Below are 19901 nucleotides of genomic sequence, written 5' to 3' on the forward strand. Positions count from 1 at the left end.
ATCTGGAGGCTCTGCGTCCAAAATCTTGCATTAAAATTGGATACAGAGCCTAGTAACGAGTAGATATTTGTGAGGCAGCATAGTCGGACACAAGGCAAGTGCCGACCCTATTTTAATCGCTGAACTATCTCAGTCTGCGGAGACAGACTTCGTTTGTGTAAAGGCGATTTCAATCGCTGATTTTTTCCAAGGATAGCTAATAGCAACTTGGGTATTCCTGTCAGCCGGCAGAGTAGCAACGATCGCATTTGTAGTCGATTCGCTCCACTTGAGCAGCCAAGCAGGTTGAATTCCCAACACGAAAATGATGCCCGCCAAAACCAGCGCCGGCATATTTTCAGCAAACGTAACTGGAGGGTAGTAAGCCGTGGCATTGTCCAACTTCCCAAAACAGGTGCGGTTGAGCAGAATCACAAAGTAAACGGCTGTTAAACCCGAAGCTAAAATGCAGATTAAAGTGGGAATTGGAAAGATAGAGAAACTGCCTTGAAATACTAAAAATTCGGCAATAAAACCCACCAAACCGGGAATGCCGGCGCTTGCCATGCCGCCCAAAACTAACAGGGAACTAGCCGTGGGTAAACCCCGCATCGGATTCATCAAACCGTTGAGCACGTCCAAATCTCGCGTGCCGACTTTGCTTTCGATGATGCCTACTAAATAAAATAGCAAAGCTAAAATTAAGCCGTGGCTTACCATTTGCCCGACTGCACCGATTAATGCCAGCTTCGTACCCGCAGCGCAGGCAACGAGGATGTAGCCCATATGCCCGATCGAACTATAGGCTACCATGCGTTTGATGTCTTTTTGGGCGATCGCGCTCAAAGCACCGTACATCACGCTCACAGTCCCGATAATCGCTAAACCGGGAGCGATAATCGACCAAGTTTCGGGAAACATCTGCAAGCCAAACCGCACTAAACCGTAAGTTCCCAACTTCGCCAGAATCCCTCCCAGCAAAATTGCTGTTGCTGGCGAAGCTTCCACGTAAGCATCCGGTAGCCAAGTATGCAGTGGCACCAAGGGAATTTTAATTCCCAACCCAATTAGCAAAATTGTTAGCAGGATTAACTGCACATTTCTCGGCAATTCTTGAGTGGTAATCGCACTGTAATCGAAATTTAAAGAACCGCTAAGCCAAGCCACACCCAAAAATGCTGCTAGCACTAAAAGTCCCGAAACTGCCGTGTAGATCAAAAACTTCATGGCAGCGTATTCCCGCTGCTTTCCGCCCCAAATCGCAATCAACAGGTAAAAAGGAATTAATTCTACTTCGTAAAACAGTACAAACAGCAGCAAATTTTGAGACATCAAAGCTCCGGCAATACCAGCATTGATTAGCAAAATCAAAGCGTAGTAAAGCTGGGGGCGCTCCATCTTTTCGCCCGTGCCGTAAATGACTAATAGCGTCAGCAAAGCACTTAAAACCAGCAGCGGCAATGACAAGCCGTCAATGCCCAAATTGTAGCTCAAACCTAATTGTGGAATCCAAGGCAAATATTCTTGAAATTGCAGTCCCGAATTTGCTGGATCGAATTGAGTTAACAGCCAGATATTCAACAGGAAAACAACAGCAGCAAAAGCTGAGGCTATTGAACGCAGGCGCATCCCATTTATGTTTCCGGGCAGGAACCCGACTACCGCAGCGCCCAACGCGGGCAACCAGAGCAAGGCACTAAGCATAATGTGTGAAGAGTAAAGAGTAAAGAATCTATTGAGAGTTGATAGTTGATAGTCAATCTTTGAGAGTTGAGAGTTGATAGTTGATAGTTATCAAGCGTCAATTGTCAAATTTCAATTTTTCGCTGTTACAAACCCCTCGCTGTCAATTGTCAACTGTCAATTGTAGGCTGTTAAAACCCCTTGCTGTCCCAGGTCAACTGTCCCAGGTCAACTAACTCTGGGGGCGGGCACGGGGGCACAGCCCCTACCAACTGTCAACTGTTAACTGTTAACTGTTAACTGTTAACTGTTTAAGACTCAACCAACCTATTGATGAGACCCGTATCTAAATCGTAATAGCCACCCACCACTTTCAGTTTATTCTCCAGAATTAACTGAGAGATCACTGGAGATGCTTTTAATTTTCTAGTTTGCAGGATAACATTTGCTTTTGAAGCATTTTCTAGATGATCGCCCGTTTGGTTTTTTGAGCTTTCTACAGCAGGCTTAATGGCGTCGAGCAAACTGCCAATTTGACCGGGAACTTGAGCACCTTTAATGGTAGCTTCTACCGCACCGCACCTTTTATGCCCGATTACCATCAGCACTTTTGCTCCCAACACCAACGTGCCAAATTCCAGGCTGCCAATTTCTTCGGGAGTCGCCACATTGCCGGCGACTCGACAGACAAATAAATCTCCAAATCCTTGGTCGAAAATAATCTCGGAAGGGAAACGGGAATCCGAACAGCCGAGAATAGCAGCAAAAGGTTTTTGAGATATGGCAACTTGGGCGAGATCGGATAAGTTTTGGTTAAAACCTCGGCGTTTTTTTTCAACAAACCGCTTGTTCCCGCTCATTAACTTTTGCAAAGCTGCATCGGGAGTCATGTCATTTTGAGCAATTGCTGGTTCGGGTGCAGCCAAATCAGCGCCTGCTCCTGCTGCGAGTATCCCTGTACCAATGGCTCCTGCGACAAATTTGAGGGAATTGCGTCGGGAAAGATTGAAGTGTCTGTTGTCTGAGGTCATTTATGCTGCCTTATTTGAACGAGTGGGAAATCTTTGTTCAAGATTTCAGGTTTTTAAGATTTTAGATTAAAACTGTCACCTAAAATCTTCAATTTTATATGTCTTTACCCGCCTACAATCAGCGACAAGCGAGCTAGCAAAGGCCAGCTTATGAGTAGTCCCAAAACTGCTACTCCGAACAGAATTGTTAGGGCGTAAAACTGAGTTTGACCGTTAACGTTGTATTTGAGGCTTTGCCCGCCGAAAACCGTTGCAAAACCGATTAAGTTCGCGAATCCGTCAACAATATTGCGATCGAACCACGAGATGATTTGAGCAACTAAACCGACTGCAAATATCACAGTCACCCGGTAAAGTTTTGCCGTGTAAAAGTCGTAAGCAAAAAAGTCTTGCAAAGCTTCAGAACCAATTCGTACCGGTTTTTCCCATTTTTCGTTCAGGTAAACAAATGCTCCGGCACTGATGCCGATCGCCGTTGACAAAACTAGCAATCCAGTTGCGGTATAATTCAAACTTGCCCCCGGCACTAAATGCCACGCAGCCAGCAAGTGCGGAACGTGCAAAGTAAAGCCCATTAAAACAGTCATCGGCAAGATAAAAGGCCAGTGAACTTCCGGCGAACGTTCGGTCATTTGCTTTGGTTTGCCGCCAAAAACTAAACCGAAGACGCGCACCAACCCAAAAGCAGTTACACCGTTGACAAACAGCACTATTCCTAACAAGGAAGGGTGAGCTTCCGACAGTCCTGATGTGAAGTCTTCTAAAGCCCAGAAGCAGCCGAAGGGCGGTAGTCCCACCAATCCAGCGCTACCGACAATAAACGATATTGCCGATATTGGCCGCTTTTCCCACAAACCGCCGAGAGATCGGACATCCTGAGTGATGCTGTTCCAAACTACCGAACCGATGCTCATCACCAGCAAACCCATGGCCAAACTGTAGGCAAATATTAATGTCAGGGCTGTCTGGGCTTGTCCGGTGCCGACGGCGATAAATACTAAGCCCATGTAAGAGCTGACTATATAGGAAAGCGTGCGCTTGATGTCAATTTGGGCGATCGCAATTAATGAAGCGCCAACCGCCGTCGCGGCGCCTACAATAATAGCTGTCTTCAGTCCGATCGGCGACAAAGCAATCACCGGCTGCAACTTAATCAATATCCAAGCACCAGTTTCCACAACTACGGTGTTCCGCAAAATCGTCGCCGGTAGCGGGCCTTCCATCGCCTCATCCAGCCACAGGTGCAAGGGAAACTGAGCGCACTTACCCATCGGGCCGGCAATCAAGGCTAAGCTCAACAGTGTCGCTACAGTAGGGTCAAGCTTTGCAGTTTGAGCCCAAACAGCCAACTCATCAAAATTCCAAGTTCCAGCCAGCGGCAGAATTGCGACTACTCCCATCAGCAGGAATAAATCTCCCACCCGCTTGGTTAAGAAAGCGTCGCGGGCTCCTGTCACCACCAAAGACTGATTGAACCACAGCCCGACTAACAGGTAAGTGCCCAAAGTCAGAACTTCTAAAATCATGTAACTGAAGAAGAGGGAATTGCACAGTACCAAGCCGCACATCCCCGCTTCAAACAGCCCCATCAGGGAAAAGAACCTCGCCCAGCCCCAGTCCATTTCCATGTAACCGAAAGCATAAATCTGCGCCAGCAAGTTCAGTCCGGTAATCAAAACTGTCGCCCCGACGGTGACAGCAGAGATTTCTACGGGAATGGTTAAGTCTAAACCTGCTACATTCAGCCAGGGAATTAACTGGTGTTGCGCCGGTTGGTTCCAGATAGCTGTCAGGGCTATGACGCCGTGTAAGAAAGCGAACAAGGTTAAGATGGCGTTCACGTAACCGGATGGTCTTGGCCCCGTGCGACGGGTAACTGCTGGAAACCACAGCATCGACAGAACTCCGCCGATAAGTGGATAGCAAGGTATAAACCAAACGGTCTGGAGTAAGATTTGAGCCATTGGCATTACCTGTAAAGGTTACAAAAATTTAAAATTCTGAGAATAATTCCGATCGGGCAAACAACAGCACGGCGAAAGCCAGAAGGCAGAATTAGAGGCTATTTTGGCGTCAGTATTCGAGTTACTCGTTGTTTTGATACTAGGCGGGAAGAATAGACTTATTAATTTTATATTAAGTATTGCGTTAAATTTTCATATTTCTGATTCAGCATACTTATCTATACCGATAACCTCTACTTATAGGTATATAGGGGCGGGATGGTGTACAAACGAATATTTGTCGATCGCACATCTTGCACCATTTTGAGGAACAGGCAAGATGCCTGTTCCACAAAGAATTCAATTTTTTTGTGGGGAGTAGGGGTTGGGCTTCCTGCCTGCCCGTGAAATGCTTATTTAGAAAAGGCAAGATGCCTGTTCCACAAAGAATTCAATTTTTTTGTGGGGAGTAGGAGTTGGGCATCCTCCCCGCCCGTGAAGTGCTTATGGTCTAAAATATTAAAATCGCTCAATCTGCCAAGCTGCTAAAGGAAGTTTGGCTTGGCGCTGTCCGATCGCCCTTGCCCTAACATTCACTAGACCGATCGGCGTATTAAACAAATCTACCATATCGGCTTGGGCCATCGCACTTTTGGCAGCCGCAACCGGAAATTCCTTTAACAGCCACCTAGCCAGCCGGTAAAAATATTCCCCTGTTGTGAATTCTCGCATCAAATCGACACCGTGGAGTTCGTGCAAATATTTATTAGATTCGCCGTACCGATACCATTGACTTTGCAACTGTTTTATTGTATAACGGTGGCGGTGTCGGACGATCGCATTTTCGGCAAAATACATTTTATAGGATGTTTCGCGCAAAATCCGCCAACACAAGTCAGCATCGCCGCCGCTGGTGAGATGCGGGCGAAATAATCCTATTTGTTGTAAGACTAGCCTCCGTACAGCTAAGTTGGCGGTTTGACCGTAGGGACAAAAAGGGTGAGCGAGGGTATGTTTTTGAGATAAAGTATTTTGGCGATCGGCGTGTTGTTCTAAGATAGTTTTACCGGGCAAAGCGAGTATTTCCCCAGCGCTAATTCCTACTTCTAAGTCAACAAATGGCTTAACTAAATTTTCCAGCCAGTCAGATTCCGGGCGACAGTCTGCATCGGTAAATGCAATGATTTCGCCTGTGGATGCGCGAATTCCTTGATTGCGGGCGGCGTAGGAACTTTGAATCTGATTTTCGGTGAGGTGGCGAATGGTTATGTGATTGAAATTGCTTCCTCCCGTTACCAAGGGGGGGAGTGAGGGGGGGTTAGAGGCTGCTGTTTGGAGGATTGCTGAAGTGCGATCGCGACTGTTGTTGTCTACTAAGAGATATTCTACTCTGTGTGGCGGATAAGTTTGCGATCGTAAACACTCGATCAAATCCGGCAAATCTGCCTCGCCGTTGTAAACTGGCACTACCACCGAAACTTCCGGTAAAAACATTTTGTTGTTCATGGGGAAGGAGGCACAACACGGATTATGACACGGATACACGGATTAATGTTTGTACTTCCTCCTAATGACTACTGACTGCTGACTACGGACTAATTTCTACTGCCGTTCCCTTCTGCACAAACTGATACAACTCCTCAACATCCTTATTTTCCAGCGAAACGCATCCCAAAGTCCAGTTCGATCGATATTTTATAATATTATCCGAATTAGGAGGAACGCCGTGAATCCCGATTTCGCTGCCTACACTGTCGCCCCAGCCAATTGTACCGTTTTGCTTGGCTTTTACGTGTTTGCGCCAAGATTGTTTAGTTGGATAATCCAGCCACAGAAACTTTGACCAAGTTTCGTGAGGGTACATATCTTTAATACTAAAAACACCTTCCGGCGTCCGCAAATCCCCTGCTTTTAATTTATCACCTGTGGGGTTGCCACCAAATACTACAGGATAAGATTTTACTGGCTTTTTGCTATCGTATACAGTCAGCCTGTATTTGGATTTTTCAACTAGGATGGAAATTCTATTTTTATCTAACTTATCTGGTTCGCCTAAAATTTGTCTTAGCGGCTTGTCATAGTTTAATAAATTATCGGGCGGTAATTGGGTATGCCAAATATTTAAATCATCAGCCGGACAGTTATTTAAGCAGAAAACGTCTAAAATGTAGGGAATTGGAACAGCATAACCCAGCCTAACGAGGTTCCAGTAAAAAACTAAGCTAGCAGCCAGCAATAGAAGGCTTGTAGATGAAACAATTCTTCCAATATTGCCCCTGATTTTTTTTGTTTCCATTGCATTAACTAGGGATATTATAGATTGTTCGGCGGTTGAAACTGCTACTTACTACAGAAACGAAGTCCCTCTCTAAGAGACTAAGAAATGTGGAACAGCCCAAAAGCGTGTTGCTTTAGCTTTAAACGGGCAAGATGCCCGTTCCACAACTGCATTGAGTTATTGTGGAACAGACCGGAAAGCCTGTTTCTTTCCCTTAAACAGGCTTTCCGGCCCGTTCCACAACTGCATTCAGTTATTGTGGAACAGGCCGGAAAGCCTGTTTCTTTGAAATAGGAGAAAATATCTCTTGCATCCCCTGCACAATCCGTTACCAAATCCGCTGTTAACTGTTGCTAGTAAACATCAAAATCATTAACACTAACACCCCGTTTGTTAAATAAAATATCCCAACAACCTGAGTTTCCAACCAGCCGCACAACTCTAAATGATGGTGCAGTGGAGCCATTCTTAACAGACGCTTGCCGATTCCATCAGGCCCTTTTGTAGCTTTGTAATAACCTACTTGAGCAATTACTGACAGCGTTTCAATAAAGAAAATCCCGCTGATAATTAATAATATCCAAAGGCTATTTGTTAATAAAGCTACCGCACCCAACGCACCGCCCAAAGCTAAAGCACCTGTATCGCCCATAAACACCTTGGCTGGATTGCGGTTGTGTGCTAAGAAACCGAAACAACTGCCGCTGATGCAAGCGCAAAATATCATTAATTCTGGCGAAGTTGAGGCTACAGATGCGCCTAATCCCAAAAGTGCGATCGCCCCCAAACCTCCCATCAACCCGTCAACACCATCGGTAATATTAGTAGCATTGCTTTCGGCAACTAGCACAAAACCAGCCAGCGGCCAGAACAGCAAACCTAATGGCAATACCCAACCGAAAGGCAAAGCAACATTCGTAGAAATTGCAGGTTGATGAAACATCAGCCACAGACAAAATAGAGCAGCAAAACTTATTTGCAAAGCCAATTTCATCCGAGGTGAAATACCTTTGTTCGACTTACGTCGCAGAATTTGCCAGTCATCGAGCCAGCCAATGAAACCGTAAGCTAAAGTTAAAGCCGATACGGCAACAACATCTGAGTTAAACTTAGACCAAAGTAAAGCGACTGCTACCCCAGCAGGTATAAAAAAGATGCCTCCCATTGTCGGCGTTCCCGCTTTTTTCAAATGGGCTTGGGGGCCGTCTTCGCGAATTATTTGTCCTGCTTTTAGTTGCTGGAGTACGGGCACCACTGCATAGCCCAACCCCGACGCAACTACAGCACAAACAACTAGCGGCATAAATAGCGATGCAGGTAAATTCAAAAATCTACCCGCTACTACATCTAAACCGATCGCTACAGTGCCGAGCCCCAAACCCAGCAGCAGGAATAAATTCTTGCCTGTAAGTTTGAAAGGCAGACTAAAAGAGATTTTCTCATCCAAAAAGTTATCCATAACACTCCTCACCACACACTATTTGAGAATAAGCAATTGACAATGGGGGAATAGGGTGCGATACAGGAGATTGAGAAATCTCTGAGTTTTTCTTCCCTGTTTCCGGTTGATTTCTTCACCCTTTTACCCGTTATTCTTCGCCTACACTCACATCCTCTTCTACTTCATCTTCTAAATCATCGTAAGGACTGTCGTCAACTGCCATCAGTTCAGAAATTTCTTCTTCGTGCAGATAGTCGGGTTCTTGGACATCCCTTGCTAACAGGCGATTGTTAGATTCCAACCAGTCTAAAAGAGAAGATTGCTGTTTTAATGGAATTACATCCGCAGGTAAATGGCGAGGAATTTGACGCAGAGATGGGTTGTACATGATTATCGGTTTTTAAAGACAAAGACGCGATCGAGTAGAGGTAACGTTTTGCCGACGAACTGCTGCTTTGATCAAGCACTTGCAAATCGGGCATTTAGCAAGGCTAAAGCATTATACCACAGGCACTGTTTGGTTCCGGATCGGATAAGATGGGAGACCCAAAAGGCGATCGCCCCCAAGCATGGGCATGAGGATAGCACTAAAATCCGCTCTTGCCAATCCTTCTTTAGCCGTAAGCATTGTACTCTAAGACGATCGTCTTTAAGATATCGCGGGACAAGCGGCGATCCTGTTCTGCAAGCCTCCCTAACAGCAAGGGTTTGATTCACAACAGTCTCCTGGTTTTTCATCAAAGCCTGATCCCGAATGCCCTCTGGCTTCTTCAGTCAACTCTCAAGCAATAAATCTCAGAATGGATATAACGGCAGCGGTTTTATACAACAAAGAGGGCTACCACACCGGAGGCAAAAAACTTCTGGGGCGTCATTCAGCCGGAGAAGGGTTTCTCAAAAGCTTAGTCCAACACGGAACCGCCGACTCTCTCTACTGTTGCGCCGATAGCGAAACAACCTTTAAAGAGTTTTGTTCGCACATCCAACCTTGGCTGCAAACACCTCGGAAAGTCCGCTGGATTCCCATGGAACGACCGGATTTGCTATCTCAACCGGGCACAATTTACCGACCCGATCCGGTTCTGTCGCAGATGGTTTGGGCGCGCAGATTTGTCGATCAGCGGGCCTACAGCGTTTGCGGCGTTACTCACACGATCGGTACAAAATACATCATGGAGGCGATCGGCGATTTGATCACCGCACCCATGCAGCCTTGGGACGCCCTGATCTGCACATCTGCCGCCGTGAAAACAGCAGTAGAAGGAGTTATGAGAGAGTGGTCTGAATATTTAGCCCAGCGCAACGGCGGTAAACCGGAAATTTTGGTCAAATTCCCCGTTATTCCCCTCGGAGTCGATTGCAGCGCGTTTCCGCAGGGTGTGGAAGCAGTGAATATTCGCCACCAAATGCGACAAGAACTCGGCATTTATCCCGAAGATATTGTTGTGTTATTTGTCGGTAGATTGACTTTTTCTGCAAAAGCTCATCCAGTACCCATGTACATCGCCCTAGAACGGGCCGCACAACAGACAAAAGCCAAAATCCACTTAATTCAAGCCGGTTGGATCGAAGATCCGAGAGAAGAACCCGACTTTAAAAAGAGCGCGCCAATATTTTGTCCCTCGGTGAATGCTATTTTTTTAGATGGGAGACAGCCCGAAATTAGAATAAATATTTGGTCGGCGGCCGACATTTTCATTTCGCTTTCCGACAACATTCAAGAATCCTTCGGACTGACACCAATAGAAGCCATGGCGAACGGACTCCCGGCCATAGTCTCCGATTGGAACGGATACAAAGAATCTGTACGCCACGAAATAGACGGCTTCCGCATTCCCACACTCATCCCGCCCCCCGAATCTTGTTTAGATTTAGCCCTAAATTATCTCGACGGCAGCTTAAATTGGCCGACTTACATGGGTCACACTTCCCTCGCCACAGCAGTTGACATTGATGCTTGCACCCTGGCGTTGTGTGAATTAATTGAAAACCCCGAATTGAGAAAGCGGATGGGGGAAAATGCCCGACAAAGGGCGAGGGAAATTTATGATTGGAAAGTAGTAATTGCTGCTTACGAACAATTGTGGCGGGAATTAGCAGAAATTCGCCAGGGGGCACCGGAGTCAGCACCTTTAAAACCTGGGAAGCCGCCTTATCCCCTAGGCGACGATCCGTTTCGGGTATTGGCTAATTATGCGACTAGAAGTTTAAGCAATGAGATGATGCTGAGTCTGGGTGCGATCGCCACACCAGAACTTTTCAAGCAGGTACAGACAATTAGGTTTACCAGTTTTGGTGAGGATAGGAGAACATCTGTTAGCATTCAGATGGAGATATTGGAGACAATTAAGCAGGAAGGTGCGATCGGCGTGGGGGAACTTATCCGACGCTACGTTAAAAACGAGCAAGAATTAGCCGACCTGTATCGGACTTTGCTTTATTTGGTGAAATTTGATATCTTAGTTATTAGTTGTTAAGCTGTCACGCATTTAAATTGCATATTCAGGGCGGGCGAGACGCCCACCCCACAAGAATTAGATTGTTTTTTGACATTCTATTTAAATGCACAACAGCTTAATACTCTGCGGAATCGGCGATTAATATCGCTAGTACACAAAATTTCCTCCCTCTCGCTTGAGACAGAAGAAAAGAGCGGTCTGACTTTTGCCTCACCTTCGATAATTAATCCGTGTATTCGTGTCAAAATCCGTGTTCTTCCTTCTTAAAAAATCATGCTTAGAAAATCTGCACTCTTAGAGATAATTGCTGGTAAGAATCGCGGTTTGCTGGCTACGGCTAGCGACAAGCAAGCGATTTTAAGTGCGATCGCCCAATTGGAAGATTACAACCCCACGCCTCGCCCTGTCGAAGCCCCAGAGCTTTTAAATGGAGATTGGCGGTTATTGTACACCACCAGCCGCGAACTGCTGAATCTCGACAGTTTTCCCTTGGTGAAATTGGGTCAAATTTATCAATCTATCCGCGTCAAAGAATCTAAAATTTACAACATTGGCGAACTTTACGGCTTGCCTTATTTGGAAGGAATTGTCAGTGTAGCAGCAAGATTTGAGCCAACTTCCGAACGGCGAGTGCAGGTGAAGTTTGAGCGGTCTATAGTAGGTTTAAGCAGGTTGATTGGCTATGAATATCCGGGGAAGTTTATCGATGAGATTGAGTCGGGTAAAAAGTTCGCTGCTGTAGATTTCGGGCTGGATACTCGCGAACAGCAGGGATGGCTGGATATTACTTATTTGGATAAAGATTTGCGGATTGGACGGGGGAATAAAGACAGTGTTTTTGTATTGACAAAAGAGTGATTTTGTGATGTGTGATTAAGTGCGATCGCCCCTTAACTCATACTAAATTTATCTTTCCTTCATCCGCGTTTATCCGCGTTCATTTGCGGTTAACAATCAAAAATATATCACTTTTGCAAACAATTCAACACTTACTAAAACCCTCAAATCCATAGCCGATAAAAGCTTCAGATAGGATAACCGTTAAAACTTAGCGTTAAGAATTGACAATTGACAATTCTTGTGATATGTGCTTGAATTTTAATGGAAAAGGCGTTAGTACATTCCCGCGAAGAAACTTACTAACGCCTTTTGTGTACTCCTTACGAATACAACACGATTATGCCACAAAACGGTTATCAACAGGGATTCGCAGCGAATCCTAGTGCGATCGCGTACCAAAAACGCCTTTACCCTTGGGCGATTGCCAAACTCATGCCCAGTATGCAGCGGGCGATTGTGGGGCGATTTCGCAGTCGATCGGATGCTGACGGGCACTTGCTGTGTCTGCGTCAACTCATGCCTCAAGCAACACTTGTCGTAGTCTTTGACTTGCAACCAGACTTAGAAGTACCAATTGCGGCGCCCACAGCAATTCGATAAACACCGCATCAAAATCAAAGAAACCGGGTTTTTTGCGGTTTTTGCGGGCTGTAACGAGTATTTTCGCAAAAACCCGGTTTCTGGGCATCCAGCAGATAAATATCAACTTCAGTTAGGATAAAAATATCCTCAATTTGCTTTTGAATCATGACTTATACAACTCCAAAATTCATCGTGTCTCAAGTGGGTGAAATTCCCCAATGGCAAGCCGCGACGTGGGAAGATTATGTAGCGGCTTGCGAAGATCCATCTTTGGAGGAAGCCAGAATATTTTTTTATGAAGGATATCTTTGGATAGACATGGGTAATGAAGGAATTAATCACGCCAGATTTAACAACCTCTTGACTCTGGTGTTTGGATTTTGGTTTGTCAGCAAAGGAGGACAAGCTTTCGATGATTTGGGTGGATGTGTAATTGAGAAGCCAAAGGTGGGAGGAGGTGCGCCCGATCGCATTTTATATGTCGGCGGAGAATTCATCCAGTGGCAAAAAGGTGAACCGCGCCGAGTCAATCTGAATAAATCGCGAATCCCCGATTTAGTTATAGAAACTTCCGATACTACTTTGGCCAGCGATTTAGATGAAAAAAAGCGGTTGTATGCTGCGCTGGGAATTCCTGAGTATTGGGTAGTAGATATTAAGGGTGAGAGAGTTTTGGCATTTCGCTTGCAGGAAAACGGGAAATATCAAGAATGCGAAATTTCCGGTGCTCTTGAGGGATTGCCAATTGCTTTACTCTCGGAGACTTTAAAACTTTTGGGTGAGGGAAATGGGACGGCGGCGATGTGGTTTGCTCAACAAATTGGGAAGTTGTAGAGAAGTTAGCGAAAAATGCGTGAAGCATAGCTATCCCGTAGAGAATCGCCCTTAATTTTTTACACACTTATAGCCTCAATCATAACATATAATAAAAATATATCTGCCCTGTTAATCTGCCATGAATCTACAATCTGTTTCGCGTTATGTCGCACGTCACCCTGAAATCTTGCAAAGCGAACCAATTATCGCAGGAACCAGGACTTCCGTTCGGGCGATCGTTGAATTGTGGCGTTTGGGTATTACTCCTGAAGAAATCCCCATGCACTTACCTCACCTGAAATTAGCTCAAATTTTTGACGCGCTGAGCTTTTATTTGGATAACCAAGAAGAAATAAATACTTATATTGAGCGCAATCGAATTCCTGAAGAATTGATTCATCCTGCTGTTAAAGCTGCAATGAGAAAACAACTGAAAGTATTGGAATTGTTCGGTACTATTGACTGCGACGAAGATTCTAACTACAAGCAGCAGCAACAAACAATATGAATATCCTTAAATAAAAATGCTCCGACTCTCCCAAACCCAACTCAAAATCCTCGAAGAATGCCCCCGCAAATTCCAACATAGCTACCTCGAACTCCTAGCCACCACCGCATCCCCAGAACACAAAGAAAAACTCACATGGGGAAGCCACTTTCACCTATTAATGCAGCAGCGAGAACTCGGACTTCCCATTGAATTCATCATCCAACAAGACCCCGAACTGGGACGCTGTGTGGCAGCATTTATCAACACCGCACCCGAACTTTTCGCCAATTCAGAAAATAGCGATAGAATTTTCCGCCAAGCCGAACACCCCCGCACCCTAATTTTCCAAGACTACCTATTCACCGTTATCTATGACTTGCTAATAGCCGAACCAAACGCCGCCCAAATTCTCGACTGGAAAACCTATCCCCGCCCTCAAAAGTCAAAATGGATAGCTGAAAGTTGGCAAACTCGGCTCTATTTATACGTCTTAGTAGAAACCAGCGACTATTCCCCCGAACAAGTTTCCATGACATACTGGTTTGTACAATTGCAAGGAGAAGAACCGCCGCAAAAACTCACATTTTATTACAACCAAACAGAACACGATCGCACAAAACAAGATTTAACCAACCTCTTGCAGCAGCTAACCGACTGGCGACAGCGCTATACCGAAGGCGGCGAATTCTTACCCCAAGTAGAAATTAGTTCCAATCTTTGCGATTCCTGTCAATTTGCCACTCGCTGCAACCGCACAACCGACACAAAAATTACCTCACCCGATCTTCTCGCAGAAACTCCTACAGATTGGCTACCAAATCTTGCTATAATCGATGAAATATTTATTTAATTCAAATCTTGTACTATGCAACTATTAGTCGCCCGGTGGGGGCGGGTTTATAGATATTGTGGATGTGAATGAAAGATTGTTGGTGAACCCGCCCCTACAGGAATTAATGAAATAACTTATGACAGAAATACTTCAAAATTTGCCAACTCAACCCCTATCCCAACCCCCAGCTTGGCTGATCCAAGCTGTCAGGAACCACGCACCAGAACTCCCCGGAAACTATGCCGCCGCACTTCTCTGGTATAGAGGAATTCACAACCCAGAACAAATACCCGGTTTTTTAAATCCAAAACTTTACCAACCAGCAAGTCCCTTTGAATTCGGACTAGAAATGAACTGGGCAATAGAAAGAATCCAGCAAGCACGCAACAGCGGCGAAAAAGTCGCAATTTGGGGAGACTTCGACGCCGACGGCATTACCTCAACCTCCGTTTTGTGGGATGGACTGGGAGAATTTTTTACTCAAAATGACCAACTAACTTATTACATTCCCAACCGCTTAACCGAATCTCACGGACTCAATATCCCAGGAATAGATGCCTTAGCAAAAGCGGAAATTAGCTTAATTATCACCTGCGATACAGGCAGTACAAACATCGCCGAAATCGAATATGCCACCAGCTTAAACATCGATACAATTGTCACCGACCATCATACATTACCGGACGATCGCCCGCCAGCTACAGCCATTATCAATCCCCGCTACTTTCCCCCAAACCACCAACTATTTAACCTTTCAGGAGTGGGAGTAGCTTACAAATTAATTGAAGCATTATATCACACATTACCGGATATTCCGCACCGCCCGATCGCAGATTTATTAGAATTAGTAGCGATCGGCTTAATTGCCGATTTAGTCCAACTCACAGGAGACTGCCGCTACCTAGCACAACTCGGAATCGAACAACTGCAAAAACAACTCACAAATCCCACCCGCCCAGGAGTTGCAAAATTGCTCGAACTGTGCAAAAGATCGGGCGATCGCCCAACCGACATTTCCTTCGGCCTCGGCCCCCGAATCAACGCCGTCAGCCGCATTCAAGGTGACGCCAGCTTCTGCGTAGAACTCCTCACCAGCCGCGACAAAAAACGCTGCGAAGAACTAGCAAATCTAACCGAAATTGCCAACTCCCGGCGCAAATCTTTACAAAAAGATGTTGCCAAAGATGCCGCCAACAAATTAGCCAAACTCGACCTTTCAACTACTAGCGTCATCGTCCTCAGCGACCCTCAATGGCCCGTAGGAGTATTAGGATTAGTAGCGGGACAAATCGCCCAAGAATACGGCCGCCCAGTGATTTTATTCAGCACAGAAGGAAGCGAACAAATTAACGAAAATTCCCCGGAAACACAATTTATCGATTCCTTAAACCCAGAATTACCAACACTCCCCCAATCCAAAATCCAAAATCCAAAATCTAAAATAGCTAGGGGTTCCGCCCGTTCCGCCAATCAAATTGACCTTTACCAATTAGTCAAAGACCAAGCGCATTTATTGGACAGATTTGGTGGTCATCCCTTCGCAGCCGGATTGAGTCTCCCCGTTGAAAATATCCCCCTATTTACAGATGCGGTAAATCAGCAACTGCGGCAACAATACAGCACAGATAGTTTAACAGCCGCCCCAGTTCAAGCAGACCTAAAAATTACTGTCTCCGAATTAAGCAAAGACTTATTTCAAGAACTAAAATTGCTCGAACCGTGCGGTATGGGCAATCCCGCACCCAAATTGCTGATTGAAAACTGCTGGTTTGAAAATCTATGGAATCAAAAAATCAAGGATTTGAAAGGGCAAAAAGTAGAATATCTTAAAACAGAATTTACAATTAGGGATGAATCTACCGATACGGGATTTCCCGGCATTTGGTGGGGACACAATCAAAATGAAGTTCCCCAAGGCCGCTGCGATGTCACCGTTGAACTCGATTTTAATACTTACAAATCGCGGTATGAAGTGCGCCTCGTAGCAGTGCAAGAACGCACGGAAGAGGGCCAAATCAATTCGCCCGCTAAAATAGATTGGATCGTAGATTGGCGCAATAAAAATAATGATGGAGAGTTGTTAGCAGCCAGCACAAACTTAGAATCTTCAATGTCGATCGACAATCTAGTTTACAATTCCCAAAAGGTCGATCGCGACAACTCGATCGTCCTCAAAGAATGCCCCGCAAGCTGGGACGAACTGCGGATCTGGTTTCGCCAAGCACAGCAAACTCAGAAAAAACTCGCGATCGCCTACACATTACCCCCACTCGTACCCCCACAGCAAATCTGCCAACAGCTAATCGGCATCGCCAAATACCTCAGCCGCACCAAAAAACCCGTCACCAGACAGCAACTCCGCCAGAAACTCGGCATCAGCGACACATCCTTGCAACTAGGGTTCAAAACCCTAACATATCTCGGTTTTAAAATCAATTATCGCGATCGAGCTTTCCACATCACCAGACAACCCGAAACCGCACAGCAGGAAGACGCGCCAAAGCAAATCCCCCAACAGTTATTACATAGCCAATCCATCCAATCCTCAGTGCCAAATTCCCCCATCGCCGCCCGTTTTGCAGCGCAATTCCTAGCAGCAGTATCCGAAGAACAATTCCGGCGGAAATATTTCTGTGAAGTACCCCTTTCCACCATTGTGTCGATCGCCCGAGAAACCGTTTTCCAAGAAGATTCTACAGCAATTCTCTTCTAACTGAGATATTGGACTATTGTCAAGAACAGGCAAGATGCCTGTTCCACAAAGAAGGAATTTTCTTGTGGAACAGGCATCTTGCCTGTTCCTAAACAAGTAATTGAGAATGGTGCAACACATGAGTTCTAACTGACATATTGCACCGTTGTTAAGAACGGGATCTTCGGCCCGTTCCACTCATGAGATAACTTTTATTGTCGGGCCCGCACGCTGTTACCACCGGTGGGGCTGGCTTTTGGGGCCCTGAAGCGAGAGAGGTTGTTGTAGATGTGGCTTAAGAAGCCTATTCCTGACACCGATGCAACATCTCAGTTCTAAGAAATATCTTACTTCTGAATTCATCCCGATAAAATAAGGCATAGGGCAATGGGAGTTATCCGTTGCGAGTCAGACCCAAAACTCATAACTCCTAACTCACAGGCCACAACCCAAAACTCCCCACCGCTTTCACTAGATCGCCCATCTCCAATTTAAAACCCCTATGCTTCTCTGTCCCCGCTGCCAATTTGAAAATCCCAATCCAAACAAGTTTTGTCAACAATGCGGAAATTCCCTAATTTACAAACCTTGCCACGAATGCGGTGCCCAAGTCGCTTTTAGCGCCGCATTATGTCAGAATTGCGGCGTCGCAACAGGTCAAGTGTGGCGGGCGATTATCTGCGGTCGATCGAATTTTCCAGCAGTCGAGGCAGACGAGTCCACCCTACCCCCAGCCGAGTTTCCCCAAAAACCAGAGAGGGTTCCAGAAATCGCATCGCGCCAAAACTCTCCTGAACCAATCACAGACGCCATTAAAACCGAAATAACCACCCCAGCCGAACCCCCAATAGCAGTCGCATCAACTTCTCCACAGCCAAGCGACGGCGAATTCAGCAGCACAGAAATTGACCCTGTGGTAGCCGTGGGGGCGATCGTACCAGCATCCTTTCAAACAACCGAAAAAAGCTCTACTACAGCACCAGAGCGCGAAATAACCCCATCTGAGCAGCATTTTACAACCGCACCACAGCCTCAACAAATCCCGGAAGCAACCGAGAACCCCGACAGCCCAAACATAGCTGACATCTCCCCCCCATCTCCAGAATTCCCCATCCCCAATTCAGAATATGTCATCCCTTCCCAGCCAGCAGGAGCTTATTTAGACACTCAGCAGCGCTACCAACTCCTAGAAACCGTGCCGCCGAGAAAACGCTCAGACACAGTAGCAGTAACAGTCTTGGACTGTCAGCCGCTGGAAATGTCACCGCTCAAAGCCATGCTAGCAGCCAACTCTGCCAGCGTCGCCAGACGAACATCCCCCTACACCGCAGCAATCAAAGACGGAGAAAATTCAACCAATCCCGCCTTAGCAGAGCTTTGCCAAGGCATAGCTGAACCTTATCTGGCACTCCGGTGGCAATTCTCTCAAAACCTGCCAGTCATTCACGATAGCTGGTCAGACAACGAACAGGCAGTGCTGCTGCTAGAAGACTGTTCCCAATGGCCGCCGCTGGTAGAACGCTGGAATCAACCCGAAACTTCCACCCAGCAAATTTTATACTGGCTGCACGAAATGACAGAACTGTGGGCTGCCCTAGAACCCTGGCGCTGTCGGCAAAGCTTGTTGGAACTGACAAATTTGCGAGTCAACCCCGACTCTTCCTTTTCTTTGGCTTCTTTGCGGCTGCAATACCTCTATCCCGAACCGGCCGGCTCCAACCTGCAACTGGTAGATTTGGGGCAATTGTGGCAGGTGATATTTAGCCAGTCCGATCATCGCACTCAGTTTGGCGCATTGCTCGAACTGCTGCAACAAATGTACAGAGGCGAGATTAACACAATCGAAGAATTGCGATCGCGCCTAGAAACAGTTCCCCTCGAACTCCAACCCGCACCTTCACCAAGCTCAACCCCGACGCGCAGGCATTACCGCAGCCCCGACGAGTCCCCCCCCGAAGTTGGCGAGGTCTTAACCCAGCCCATGCCACTCCAGATTTATAGCTTAGAAGACGCAGGCCTCACCGATGTTGGCCGCACGCGCGACCACAACGAAGACTTCTTCAGCATCTGGACTCAGCTAAACAAACTCGAAAGCTCCTTCGGTCGCATTTTTCAAACCAAAGGGCTTTACATTCTCTGCGACGGCATGGGCGGACACGACAGCGGAGAAGTAGCCAGTCAACTAGCGGCTGAAACCCTCAGAGAATTCTTTCAAACCCGTTGGGAAAATCAACTACCTCCGGCAGACACCATCCGCGAGGGAGTCCTGCTAGCCAACAAAGCCATCTTTGAAATCAATCAAAAAGACGGACGCTCCGGCAGCGCCCGCATGGGTACAACTCTAGTCGCAGTCTTAGTTCAAGACACCCAATTCGCCGTTGCCCACGTCGGCGACAGCCGCCTCTACCGACTGAGAAAGGGACAAACCCTAGAAAAAATCACCTCAGACCACGAAGTAGGCCAGCGCGAAATTAAGCGCGGGGTTGACCCGGAAACTGCTTATGCCCGTCCCGACGCCTATCAACTAACTCAAGCCATCGGCCCGCGAGACAGTAATTTTCTCAAGCCAGAGGTGCAGTTTTTAGACTTGTGCGAAGATACTTTGTTGATTTTGGCTTCCGACGGCCTGACAGATAATGATTTGTTGGAAACTCACTGGCAGAACACTCTCGAACCCCTGTTCAATCCTCAAGCCGATCTCGACCAGGGAGTTGCCCAGTTGATTGAACTCGGCAACAAACGCAACGGTCACGACAATATCACGGCAATTATCATTCGGGCGCAGGTAGGCGCATTTCGATTTTAGAATTTGGATGCTGCCAACTTTTCCAAAGG

Annotated in this window: 16 protein-coding genes; 8 read left to right on the forward strand and 8 right to left on the reverse strand. The window is 46.5% G+C overall.

Annotated elements, in window-relative coordinates:
• Positions 1–129: 129 nt before the first annotated feature.
• From QUB51_RS01795 to QUB51_RS01825, 7 genes are all read right to left on the reverse strand, one after another.
• Positions 130–1683 (reverse strand): NADH-quinone oxidoreductase subunit M, encoded by a 1554-nt coding sequence (locus QUB51_RS01795; RefSeq protein ID WP_333209652.1) that lies wholly within the window; start codon positions 1681–1683, stop codon positions 130–132.
• A 290-nt stretch (positions 1684–1973) separates the two neighbouring features.
• On the reverse strand, positions 1974–2693 hold the full coding sequence (locus QUB51_RS01800) for a carbonic anhydrase (protein WP_333055348.1): 720 nt from the start codon (positions 2691–2693) through the stop codon (positions 1974–1976).
• Positions 2694–2797: 104 nt separating this feature from the next.
• Positions 2798–4657, reverse strand: coding sequence for an NAD(P)H-quinone oxidoreductase subunit F (locus QUB51_RS01805; protein WP_333055347.1), 1860 nt, complete (start codon positions 4655–4657; stop codon positions 2798–2800).
• Positions 4658–5155: 498 nt separating this feature from the next.
• Entirely contained in the window at positions 5156–6130 is a 975-nt protein-coding gene (locus QUB51_RS01810; protein ID WP_445299443.1) for a glycosyltransferase, read from the reverse strand.
• 94 nt (positions 6131–6224) lie between these two features.
• On the reverse strand, positions 6225–6932 hold the full coding sequence (locus tag QUB51_RS01815) for a L,D-transpeptidase (protein WP_333209648.1): 708 nt from the start codon (positions 6930–6932) through the stop codon (positions 6225–6227).
• Between the two features lie 325 nt (positions 6933–7257).
• Positions 7258–8373: a phospho-N-acetylmuramoyl-pentapeptide-transferase gene (mraY, locus tag QUB51_RS01820; protein WP_333209646.1), complete on the reverse strand. Its 1116-nt coding sequence runs from the start codon at positions 8371–8373 to the stop codon at positions 7258–7260.
• Between the two features lie 130 nt (positions 8374–8503).
• Complete coding sequence (locus tag QUB51_RS01825; RefSeq protein ID WP_190659900.1) at positions 8504–8743, reverse strand: DUF3134 domain-containing protein; 240 nt, start codon at positions 8741–8743, stop codon at positions 8504–8506.
• A gap of 412 nt (positions 8744–9155) precedes the next feature.
• Between QUB51_RS01825 and QUB51_RS01830 the strand changes: the two genes are divergently transcribed.
• The 3 genes from QUB51_RS01830 to QUB51_RS01840 all read left to right on the forward strand — a co-directional run bounded on the left by QUB51_RS01830 (position 9156) and on the right by QUB51_RS01840 (position 12254).
• Complete coding sequence (locus QUB51_RS01830) at positions 9156–10832, forward strand: glycosyltransferase family 4 protein (protein WP_333055344.1); 1677 nt, start codon at positions 9156–9158, stop codon at positions 10830–10832.
• 255 nt (positions 10833–11087) lie between these two features.
• Entirely contained in the window at positions 11088–11672 is a 585-nt protein-coding gene (locus QUB51_RS01835; protein WP_333259962.1) for a PAP/fibrillin family protein, read from the forward strand.
• Between the two features lie 321 nt (positions 11673–11993).
• A complete protein-coding gene (locus tag QUB51_RS01840; protein WP_333055342.1) occupies positions 11994–12254 on the forward strand; it encodes a hypothetical protein in 261 nt (86 codons plus the stop codon).
• A gap of 14 nt (positions 12255–12268) precedes the next feature.
• On the opposite strand, the gene QUB51_RS01845 is transcribed toward QUB51_RS01840, so the two are convergent.
• Complete coding sequence (locus tag QUB51_RS01845) at positions 12269–12403, reverse strand: hypothetical protein (protein ID WP_333055341.1); 135 nt, start codon at positions 12401–12403, stop codon at positions 12269–12271.
• Here QUB51_RS01845 and QUB51_RS01850 point away from each other — a divergent pair.
• The 5 genes from QUB51_RS01850 to QUB51_RS01870 all read left to right on the forward strand — a co-directional run bounded on the left by QUB51_RS01850 (position 12402) and on the right by QUB51_RS01870 (position 19872).
• Positions 12402–13070 carry a Uma2 family endonuclease gene (locus tag QUB51_RS01850; protein WP_333055339.1) on the forward strand — a complete coding sequence of 223 codons (669 nt, stop codon included), beginning with the start codon at positions 12402–12404 and terminating at the stop codon, positions 13068–13070. The genes QUB51_RS01845 and QUB51_RS01850 overlap by 2 nt on opposite strands.
• Before the next feature lie 121 nt (positions 13071–13191).
• On the forward strand, positions 13192–13560 hold the full coding sequence (locus tag QUB51_RS01855) for a DUF433 domain-containing protein (RefSeq protein ID WP_445243032.1): 369 nt from the start codon (positions 13192–13194) through the stop codon (positions 13558–13560).
• A 16-nt stretch (positions 13561–13576) separates the two neighbouring features.
• Positions 13577–14392: a PD-(D/E)XK nuclease family protein gene (locus QUB51_RS01860; protein ID WP_333055337.1), complete on the forward strand. Its 816-nt coding sequence runs from the start codon at positions 13577–13579 to the stop codon at positions 14390–14392.
• A gap of 118 nt (positions 14393–14510) precedes the next feature.
• The gene (locus tag QUB51_RS01865) at positions 14511–17087 is read left to right on the forward strand and encodes a DHH family phosphoesterase (protein WP_333259965.1); all 2577 of its coding nucleotides are present in this window, start codon (positions 14511–14513) and stop codon (positions 17085–17087) included.
• A 481-nt stretch (positions 17088–17568) separates the two neighbouring features.
• A complete protein-coding gene (locus QUB51_RS01870) occupies positions 17569–19872 on the forward strand; it encodes a serine/threonine phosphatase (protein WP_333259968.1) in 2304 nt (767 codons plus the stop codon).
• Positions 19873–19901: the final 29 nt, after the last annotated feature.

Source organism: Microcoleus sp. AT8-A3 (assembly GCF_036705675.1).
GTDB lineage: Bacteria > Cyanobacteriota > Cyanobacteriia > Cyanobacteriales > Microcoleaceae > Microcoleus.

Excerpts from the sequence above, each read along its gene's own strand:
- QUB51_RS01815 (WP_333209648.1), bottom strand. The coding sequence starts at position 6,932 with ATGGAAACAAAAAAAATCAGGGGCAATATTGGAAGAATTGTTTCATCT.
- QUB51_RS01810 (WP_445299443.1), bottom strand. The coding sequence starts at position 6,130 with ATGTTTTTACCGGAAGTTTCGGTGGTAGTGCCAGTTTACAACGGCGAG.
- QUB51_RS01805 (WP_333055347.1), bottom strand. The coding sequence starts at position 4,657 with ATGGCTCAAATCTTACTCCAGACCGTTTGGTTTATACCTTGCTATCCA.
- QUB51_RS01865 (WP_333259965.1), top strand. The coding sequence starts at position 14,511 with ATGACAGAAATACTTCAAAATTTGCCAACTCAACCCCTATCCCAACCC.
- QUB51_RS01800 (WP_333055348.1), bottom strand. The coding sequence starts at position 2,693 with ATGACCTCAGACAACAGACACTTCAATCTTTCCCGACGCAATTCCCTC.
- QUB51_RS01835 (WP_333259962.1), top strand. The coding sequence starts at position 11,088 with ATGCTTAGAAAATCTGCACTCTTAGAGATAATTGCTGGTAAGAATCGC.
- QUB51_RS01795 (WP_333209652.1), bottom strand. The coding sequence starts at position 1,683 with ATGCTTAGTGCCTTGCTCTGGTTGCCCGCGTTGGGCGCTGCGGTAGTC.
- QUB51_RS01850 (WP_333055339.1), top strand. The coding sequence starts at position 12,402 with ATGACTTATACAACTCCAAAATTCATCGTGTCTCAAGTGGGTGAAATT.
- QUB51_RS01860 (WP_333055337.1), top strand. The coding sequence starts at position 13,577 with ATGCTCCGACTCTCCCAAACCCAACTCAAAATCCTCGAAGAATGCCCC.
- QUB51_RS01830 (WP_333055344.1), top strand. The coding sequence starts at position 9,156 with ATGGATATAACGGCAGCGGTTTTATACAACAAAGAGGGCTACCACACC.
- mraY (WP_333209646.1), bottom strand. The coding sequence starts at position 8,373 with ATGGATAACTTTTTGGATGAGAAAATCTCTTTTAGTCTGCCTTTCAAA.
- QUB51_RS01825 (WP_190659900.1), bottom strand. The coding sequence starts at position 8,743 with ATGTACAACCCATCTCTGCGTCAAATTCCTCGCCATTTACCTGCGGAT.
- QUB51_RS01870 (WP_333259968.1), top strand. The coding sequence starts at position 17,569 with ATGCTTCTCTGTCCCCGCTGCCAATTTGAAAATCCCAATCCAAACAAG.
- QUB51_RS01840 (WP_333055342.1), top strand. The coding sequence starts at position 11,994 with ATGCCACAAAACGGTTATCAACAGGGATTCGCAGCGAATCCTAGTGCG.
- QUB51_RS01845 (WP_333055341.1), bottom strand. The coding sequence starts at position 12,403 with ATGATTCAAAAGCAAATTGAGGATATTTTTATCCTAACTGAAGTTGAT.
- QUB51_RS01855 (WP_445243032.1), top strand. The coding sequence starts at position 13,192 with ATGAATCTACAATCTGTTTCGCGTTATGTCGCACGTCACCCTGAAATC.